Annotated in this window: 7 protein-coding genes; 2 read left to right on the forward strand and 5 right to left on the reverse strand. The window is 37.5% G+C overall.

Annotated elements, in window-relative coordinates; genetic code table 11:
* Positions 1–12: 12 nt before the first annotated feature.
* Positions 13–1,065, forward strand: coding sequence for a zinc-binding alcohol dehydrogenase family protein (locus A5882_RS03710; RefSeq protein WP_008380297.1), 1,053 nt, complete (start codon positions 13–15; stop codon positions 1,063–1,065).
* 481 nt (positions 1,066–1,546) lie between these two features.
* Here the strand turns inward: A5882_RS03710 and A5882_RS03715 are convergent, their stop codons facing one another.
* From A5882_RS03715 to A5882_RS03735, 5 genes are all read right to left on the reverse strand, one after another.
* Entirely contained in the window at positions 1,547–1,753 is a 207-nt protein-coding gene (locus A5882_RS03715) for a hypothetical protein (RefSeq protein ID WP_005233172.1), read from the reverse strand.
* Positions 1,754–1,864: 111 nt separating this feature from the next.
* A complete protein-coding gene (locus A5882_RS03720; RefSeq protein ID WP_005233169.1) occupies positions 1,865–2,356 on the reverse strand; it encodes a helix-turn-helix domain-containing protein in 492 nt (163 codons plus the stop codon).
* A gap of 311 nt (positions 2,357–2,667) precedes the next feature.
* The gene (locus A5882_RS03725; RefSeq protein WP_086372433.1) at positions 2,668–5,229 is read right to left on the reverse strand and encodes a cation-translocating P-type ATPase; all 2,562 of its coding nucleotides are present in this window, start codon (positions 5,227–5,229) and stop codon (positions 2,668–2,670) included.
* 256 nt (positions 5,230–5,485) lie between these two features.
* Positions 5,486–6,184: a B3/4 domain-containing protein gene (locus A5882_RS03730; protein WP_086372946.1), complete on the reverse strand. Its 699-nt coding sequence runs from the start codon at positions 6,182–6,184 to the stop codon at positions 5,486–5,488.
* A gap of 198 nt (positions 6,185–6,382) precedes the next feature.
* Positions 6,383–6,835, reverse strand: coding sequence for a MarR family winged helix-turn-helix transcriptional regulator (locus A5882_RS03735; protein WP_086372434.1), 453 nt, complete (start codon positions 6,833–6,835; stop codon positions 6,383–6,385).
* 301 nt (positions 6,836–7,136) lie between these two features.
* On the opposite strand from A5882_RS03735, the gene A5882_RS03740 reads away from it, so the two are divergent.
* Positions 7,137–8,432 carry an ISL3-like element ISEfa11 family transposase gene (locus A5882_RS03740; RefSeq protein WP_086332755.1) on the forward strand — a complete coding sequence of 432 codons (1,296 nt, stop codon included), beginning with the start codon at positions 7,137–7,139 and terminating at the stop codon, positions 8,430–8,432.
* The last annotated feature ends 304 nt before the right edge of the window (positions 8,433–8,736 follow it).

The raw sequence follows: 8,736 nt of genomic DNA on the forward strand, positions 1-8,736 counted from the left end.
GGAGGAATGAAAATGTCAGAACAGAAAACGATGAATGTAATAGGCTTTTTCGAAGGCCTGCCAATTGAATCTACGCATAGTTTTATTGACCAAAAAGAAGGAATCCCTGTTCCAGGCCCTCGTGATTTATTAGTAAAAATCAAAGCCGTTTCGGTCAATCCAGTCGACACCAAATTACGGCAAACGACTCGCAAGCGAAATGCCCTGCGTATCTTAGGTTTTGATGCGGTCGGAGAAGTGGTCGCTGTCGGAAAAGATGTCATGAAATTTACTGTTGGTGATCGGGTCTTTTATGCAGGAACCACCACTCGATCAGGAAGCAATCAAGAATATCAAGCAGTCGATGAACGGATCGTTGCCCTAGCCCCTAAAAATTTAACAGATGAAGAGGCTGCTGCATTCCCATTGACTGCATTAACCGCTTATGAATTGCTGTTTGAAAAATTCGGCTTGATTCCTAAAGAAAACGCCAATCAAGGGAAAAGTATTCTCGTCATCAATGGTGCGGGTGGCGTCGGATCGATACTGAATCAGTTGGCTCATTGGGCAGGTCTAGAAGTGTATGCTACCGCTAGTTCAAAAAATTTTGACTGGCTTCAAAAAACCGGGGTTGACCACCCTTTAGACTACCATCACGACCTAAGGGACAGCTTTCGAGAATTAGGCGTTCCGAATGTTGACTATATCGCTGTCTTGTTTGACATCACCCAATACTTTGATCAAATCAGCCATTTGGTAAAACCTTATGGTCATGTGGGCACGATCGTTGGCCTTCACGAGCCCCTTGATTTAAGTGTATGGAAAAACCTTTCTGTTAGCTTTGATTGGGAGTATATGTTCGCTAAAACAGACCACGACTATCAAATCGAGACACAAGGACAAGCGCTAAAAGTGATTGCTGATTTAGCAAATGAAGGGACACTAAAAACAACCTTAAGCAAAGTCTATTCGGATGGAATCAACGCGGCAAATTTGAAGCGCGCAACGAGAGATGTCGAAAGTGGCCATATGTTGGGAAAAGTCGTTGTAAGTGGTCCTTTTAATGGAAACCCTACAGGGAATTAATCGCCCGAGCCATTTAATGAACGCACCCTTCAACAGAATTCATCATATATTCTAATACACTATCACTGATTTTTCGCAACAGCCGGATTCTCAAAGAATGATTTGTAGATGAAAAAAGCATTCAGAAAACAATGGGTCTCTGGATGCTTCATTCATCAATATAATAATCTAATGGATAACATAGTTAAAACTGAAATCAAGGTAAATCCATATTCGTTTTTCATAAAATCATCATCCATTCATAACTTAAAAAATAGTCATTCTTAGTAAGTGTTTATTTTCAAGAAAATTCATTCTCTTTACTTAGTAAGATAGAAAAAGACAACAACCATTATGACAACAAGTACCCAAAAATACCATTTTTCAGAGTTTTTTTTCTTCATATCTATTCTCCCTTTCTATTCATCTCAATTTTGAAAGAAACATAATAAGCAAAATATCGCCTTCTTGAAGGGCAATCGCTATCTGATTCCCTATCCGATTAATTCTCGGTTAACTCATCCCTAAATTTCAGGAATAGGTCTTTCGCTTGTCCTGTACGCATGTTTGTCAGGACTTTAATTTTCTTGACCATGCCAATATCATTTTCGTTTTTCGAAAGAATTTGTCGTGCCATTTCTTCTTTGATCTCTGCTTCTTCTTCCTTCGTTAAATTTCTGACTTCTTTCTTTTTACCAAAGAATCCCACCCTGTTCTCCCCTTCTTATAAAATTTATGCGCTTTTCACACTAGCCAGACTGAGCATTCTTTTTATCTAAAATGCGTTTTTCTGTCCATGACTTGATTCCTATACTCTAATCTACCATTTCTGTCGAAACCGAGGAAATGGTTCGTTCTCTTTTTTATTTTTAGGGAAGATATAAAAATAAAACACGGAGCCAATGATGATCGCTGGCGGCACCGAGATGCTCAATAATTTTAAAGCAGTGTTTAAAAGTACACCAAATTTTTCTTGAATAGAAAGATTCATAATCGTGCTGAAGTCTTGATTGAACGAAGTAACGATCATCGTGACAAAAAAGAGCAAGCAAAAACTAATCACCCCATACTTGATACTTACTTTTAAATCATCATTGTCTTTCTTAGTTTCTTCCAAAAGTAATGTTTCTAATGAGATATCCAATTCTTCGGCTATTTTGATCATATTTTTTTTGCTAGGGTACGTAGCACCTAACTCCCATTTTGAGATTGTCTTGTCACTTACTTCTAATAATTCTGCTAGCATACTTTGTGTTAGCTTGTTTTTTTCTCTATATTCTTTCAGCTTCATTGCTAATATTGTTTCCTTCATTTCAACAACTCCTCATCGATTTCTACCTTTCATTTTGACATAAAACCTACCATTTAACAGGAATTCTTGAAAAAGAGAGTAGAATAGAGGGGATTTTTTTAGCTACTTCTGGTGATTTTCCTGAAACATACTACCGATTCCTTCCTTTCAACAATAGTTGCTATGCATTCTGATATCTTCTAAATAATATCAAACCAGAAATCATAAGCGTCTGTAAATAATTAAAGGAGACGCAAAAACTTCCCAGTTTTTGCCCTCCCTCATTTCTCAAGAAAATTTGTTAACAGAGGATTTTCTATTTATCATTCTTATTAGAAGAAACCAAAGTATTTTTTCACTTCAATATACACTAAAGGAAAAATGGATAAGCCGATTACCCATAGCCAGTCAACTGCACGAAGAGAAACAAAGCCAAAAATAGTTTGCATGAATGGAATCGTTACTAACAAGATAATGATCAATGCACCTATGAAGGTTGTCATTACTAACAACGGATTGCTCAAAAAACGCAGCTTCAGAATAGATTCTTTACTTCTACAATTAAACATATGCACAATAGTTGATAATCCCAATACAATAAATGTCATTGTCTGCGAAACCTCTATCGATTCTAGACGTCCAATTAGAATCGCGCCTAATGTGACGCCTGTAAAAACAATTGAGATTTCTACAATTTTTACCAATAATCCTTGCGCAAAAATGCTCGTGTATTTAGCGATCGGGGCTTCCATCATTGCTTTTTTATCGACTGGTTCAATGCTAAGACTCATTCCTGGGATTCCATCTGCAACTACTTTTATGATTAACAATTGAACCGCTGTAACAGGTGCTCCCCACCCAACGAGCAAGGAAATTAAAACGATCGTCAGTGCAGAAATATTGCAACCAAGCATCGCGTATAATGATTTTCTGATATTGCTGTATACCCGTCGTCCTTCTTCAACCGCCTGAACAATCGTCGCAAAATTATCGTCTACTAAAACCATATCAGAAGCTTCCTTTGCTACTTCTGTGCCACCTCCCATTGCGATCCCTACGTCAGCTGCTTTTAATGCAGGTGCATCATTGACACCATCGCCAGTCATAGCGACAATCTCATCATTTTTTTGAAATGCTTTTACGATTCGAATTTTATCTTCTGGGGAAGTACGGGCAAAGACTCGATAGTCATCAATCACATGGGCTAATTTTTCATCGCTCATTTCATGTAAATCCGCGCCGGTCATTGCTTTTTTCCCATCGGTGAGAATTCCTACATCTTCTGCGATTTTTTTTGCTGTCAGTAAGTGGTCCCCTGTGATCATTACGGTTTGAATCCCTGCTTGTTTTGCAATAGAAACAGCCGTATAGCTTTCGGGCCGAGCTGGGTCGATAATCCCAACAAATCCTGCAAACTCTAGCTGACTTTCAAGAATTTCTTCAGTAAGACGTATAGGTTTTTCATCGTATCTTTTATAAGCAACGCCCAAAACACGGTATGCTTGATTGGCCAACTCATCATGCTTGTTCAAGTAGGCAGGGTTGTTCGCATCAATGAGATCCAAGCGATCAAAAGCCCCTTTTGTGACAGAAACATATTGGTCGTTTACTTTATATAAGACAGTCATCCTTTTTCGTTTTGAATCAAAGGGAACTTCATGAATCTGTTCAAAGGTTGAAGCGACTTTACCTAGTTCCTCTTTAGTGAAGAGCGATGCCAGTTTTTTTCTGATCGCCAACTCTGTTGGATTACTGGTTACTGTTGCATTTTCTTCCATCGAACTAGCAAGATAGAAGAGAAATAAGAGATTTTTTTCCTTCTCTTCTGTTATTTCTAAGCAGGAAGTCAGTCTATCCTTCATCATAATAACTTCTTTCACGATCATCTTATTTTCGGTAATTGTTCCAGTTTTATCTGAGCAGATGATTGAAACACCTCCAACGGTTTCTACTGTTGAAGGAGTCCTAACGATGGTTTTCTTCAGTGCCATATTCCTCATACCAACTGCTAGAGAGATTGTTACTACGACTGGCAAAACCTCTGGAATAGCAGCAACAGCCATTGATATTGCGGTCATGATACTGGTCTCTAAAGACAATCCTTTGCTGATTCCTATAGCAATCGCTAGAAAGCCAGAGAGAATAGCGATTAGTCCTAGAACTTTCCCAAGTTTTTGCATTTTTATTTGTAGAGGTGCTATGGTTGTTTCTTCCTTGCTTAATAAGCTTGATATTTTACCAATTTCCGTATTCATTCCTGTCTTTTCAACTCGAACGTTTGCTTTTCCTGTGACTACTAATGAGCCAGAAAAAACCAAGTCTTTTCTGTCCCCTAAAGAATCTTCTTTAGAAGAAATATAGGTGGGATCTTTTTCACTTGGTTCACTTTCACCAGTTAGAAACGACTCATCAACAAAGAAATTACTACTCGTTAAAAGCTTAGCATCTGCTGGAATACGGTCCCCTAATGCCAACTGAACAATATCACCAGGAACAATGTTCAAACTTTCAATCTCTTTTAACACCCCATCTCTGAATACTTTACTCACGGGAACACTCATTTTATTTAATTCACTCATTGATTTTTCCGCATGTTTTTGCTGTCGAATCGACAAATATAGATTAAGAATGACAATTGAAAAGATGACTATTGGTTCCGTAAAATCATCAGGGTGGTTTTGAAATGCAACGTAACTAGATAAGAGCGTTGCAACGATTAAAATCAAGATGGTAATATCCTTCATCGACTCTTTCAAATAGTCATAAAAATGCTTCTCGTCTTTGCTTTCTATGGAATTAAACCCATATTTTTCTAGCTTCATTTCTGCTTCTTTACTGGAAAGTCCCGACTGGTTAGGGCTCTTTCCTTTTTCTTTCAATTGTTCTTTTAACATCTGCCTATACCTCCTAAAACAAAAAAGAAGTCAGACAAACTAACCATAAAAGCCTAAGGTTAGTTTTTCTGACTTCAATAAGATTTATTCCGGCGAACAAATCTAATGTCATTATTTAAATTCCACCTAATTATTGCACATCCGAATATTTGGGTCAAGATTTTCACGATGACCGATCAATCAAAATGAGAGAATGGTATGCAAAATCGAGAAAAAGTACGTGTACATCCTTATCCTATAGACAAGAAGCTCGCCCTTACAAAATGATTTCAGGACTTTCTTTACTTAGCACATAATCATTACCTGCTACTTTAAAATACTCTTGAACCAACTGACTTAACTCTTTGATTGCTTCATTCGCCCGAGCCCGTTGCGTTTCATTGATCGATTCAATGAATAAAACAGCATTGGTGGTCTCTTCTGTTAGCATCGTACGTTGGGCTTCCCGCCAATTTAAGCATCGACAGATTGCACCTTTCTCATCATAGTAAATGACTTCCTTTTCCAAGGCTGGGGAATCAGTATCTGCACCTAAGGGAAAGAAAGATTCGCCACCTTTTGCAACGCCTAAATGAAGGTCGCCAACGATTGTATCGAGGTCTTCTCCGCCTAAAGGGACACCATATTTCAAGGAAATACTATTATAAATATCTACTAAAGGATTGATGGGAGAAAATTCTCTGTCTTGATTCACCCGTTTCAACAGTGCTTCGATGGAAGAGCGTACCCCTTTTTTCGTTTTAAATTGCTGAAAAGCACTTCGCCATTCTTGGATCACTTGGTTTTCACTGAAGGTGTCGGTCGTTAAGTAGCGCTTCGCTTGTTCTTTACTACTTTTTAGCAAGTCAGTAAAAAACGTTTCGTGTGCAGCATCGGCAACATTGTTTATATTTTTTACAACAAGGCAGTTGATTTGTGCTTCTGGAAATAGCGCCCAAAATTCTTGATCGATCATTATTTTCTTCACTTTCTCTACACTCCTATTTAGTTTATTTGAACAAATTCATGTCCTTTATTTTTCAGGCTCTCTGTTTTTTCAGCAGCCATCCGAGCTATATCCTTTTTAACAAAATATCAGCTACCTGTGCTTCTTTTCCTAGGTAGCATGAATGTACATTCAATCAGATCCAATCTCCCCAGCGGCGTTGTTCGTTCAATAGTCTCTTTTGATCCCATTCTTGACGTTGACCCAATCAACTTCTACCGAAGATTTTATTTTTGCCAGCATTTCCGCAAGATTTTTTCTTTCTAAAGCAGATAACTGTTGAATCGCTACTTTATTTGAATAGTTATTTTCTCTTATGATTAATTGAACCGCTTGTTTCCCTTTGGCGGTTGTGTATAAGTGTTTGATTTTTTTATTTTCTTTGTCTGACTCTTTTAGAATGAAGCCATTTTCCTCTAATTTTTTTACCGCCCTGGACAAAGTCGTGCGATCAACTTTGATCCGTTCGGCTAATCGTTCAGGAATAATTCCTTCATTTTCAAATATACGAACTAAGTAAATGTATTGCCCTTTACTGAGTTGAACCTCTTTAAATTCAATATTAGCAATGGATTCCAACATTCTACTGATCGAACCTATCTCACGAAGCATATCCTCCACGAACTATCCCCTCCCTATCTAGCACTATAATAGCCCATTATTGTTGCATATGCAACAATAATGGGCTTGATTTACTTTTTTACTCACTCTTAGAAAATGGGTGTATTGAATAAGCTTGTTGTTTCTGTTCTCAAAAAAAGCAGGAGAATACAGAGAAAAAATTCTGGCTCTATAATTTATGGGACTGATGAATCAGAATTGATTCTTCAGCCCCATTTTCATTTTAGGTATTAAAAAACATATCGTTCTCTAGTATGATTAAATCACCACAAAATAAACAACTGAGAGGACGATATGCTATATGAATGATTCTATCAAAAAAATGTTGAGAATAACAGAGAAAGATTTGATGATTACAGAGATCTCTTACGAGACCCTTCAGAAGAAAAAGACGTTGGTCGTCGATGCTGTTCTCTCGCCTACTCCTCGTGCTTGTAGAAGTTGTGGTTCTACTGTGGTAGATGGAAACGGGAAAACAATTATAGTGAAAAATGGGAAGAAGGAAACGATTGTCCGTTTTGAACAATACAATCATATGCCTTTGGTTATGCGCCTAAAAAAGCAGCGCTATACCTGTAAAAACTGCCGAACCCATTGGACTGCTCAAAGTTATTTTGTCCAACCCAGACATTCAATCGCAAATCATGTTAGATATAAAATTGCTTCTTTACTGACTGAAAAAGTATCTTTATCTTTTATTGCGAAAAGCTGTCAGGTATCTTTGACCACCGTTATTCGTACATTGAAAGAGTTTAAAAGCTATTTACCAAAGCAATCTAAGAAGATTCTCCCCAGAGTATTGATGGTTGATGAATTTCGTTCGCATGCTTCCATAGAAGATAAAATGAGCTTTATTTGCGCAGATGGCGAAACAGGAAAATTAATAGATGTTTTGCCTACGCGTAAATTACCTCGATTAACAAGCTATTTCTTAGGTTGTACCAATCCAGAAGAAGTAGAATTCTTGGTGACAGACATGAACGCCGCCTACTTCCAGCTCACCAAACGTGTTCTGCCAAATGCGAAAGTAGTGATTGATCGGTTTCATATTGTCAAACACATGAATCAAGCGTTCAATGAGTTGCGTATCCGTGAAATGAATGAACTTCGTAAAGCCGGACAGAAAAGCCAGGCAGAAAAACTGAAAAAGAACTGGCGCTTTTTGCTAAAAAATCGTGCAAACATCAACCATTATGAATACAAAACATGGAAAAGTTTCCGAGCACCAAAATACCCATTTCTTACTGAAGCAATGATGATTGATCGATTGCTTGAGTTTTCTACGCCCCTGAAGGAGGCGTATCCCTTTTTTCATGAATTAGTTGAAGCCTTTCGAGACAAAGACCCTGACTTATTTTTCTCCTTATTGACAGAACTTCCCGAAACGTTAGATGACAGCTTTCGGGAGAAGCTTCAAAACCTTCTGACCTATGAAGAAGGCATCACCAACGCAATGATCTATCCTTATTCCAATGGAAAAATAGAAGCGAAGAATACCCACATAAAGACAATGAAACGAGTATCCTACAGATTTAAATCATTCGAGAACATGAGAATTAGAATCTTTTTGATCAGTCAATTAATCAAAGTGAGATAACAAAAAATCTGAGCCAGAATGAGGTTCATTCTGACCCAGATTTGATTTTGCACAACTCATCAGTCCTTATTGACAAATAGCCATTTTTCCCTTTAGGCCTCCTTCCACGTAAGTAATCTATTCATTTGTTAGGAGAATAGTTTTTTAAACAAAAAATGAGAACACTTAATAATCCACGTTATTAAGTGTTTTATTTATACAAAAATTAATATATGTCTAAATTTTTTTTTTCGTTTAGCTTATTTCTTTGGTTTTTCCTTCTCAAGAATTATAAGTTATTTTTTAGCGAGGCATTACCTTACGC

Source organism: Enterococcus sp. 4E1_DIV0656 (assembly GCF_002140695.1).
Classification (GTDB): domain Bacteria; phylum Bacillota; class Bacilli; order Lactobacillales; family Enterococcaceae; genus Enterococcus_D; species Enterococcus_D entomosocium.

Excerpts from the sequence above, each read along its gene's own strand:
- A5882_RS03725 (WP_086372433.1), bottom strand. The coding sequence starts at position 5,229 with ATGTTAAAAGAACAATTGAAAGAAAAAGGAAAGAGCCCTAACCAGTCG.
- A5882_RS03730 (WP_086372946.1), bottom strand. The coding sequence starts at position 6,184 with ATGATCGATCAAGAATTTTGGGCGCTATTTCCAGAAGCACAAATCAAC.
- A5882_RS03710 (WP_008380297.1), top strand. The coding sequence starts at position 13 with ATGTCAGAACAGAAAACGATGAATGTAATAGGCTTTTTCGAAGGCCTG.
- A5882_RS03720 (WP_005233169.1), bottom strand. The coding sequence starts at position 2,356 with ATGAAGGAAACAATATTAGCAATGAAGCTGAAAGAATATAGAGAAAAA.
- A5882_RS03740 (WP_086332755.1), top strand. The coding sequence starts at position 7,137 with ATGAATGATTCTATCAAAAAAATGTTGAGAATAACAGAGAAAGATTTG.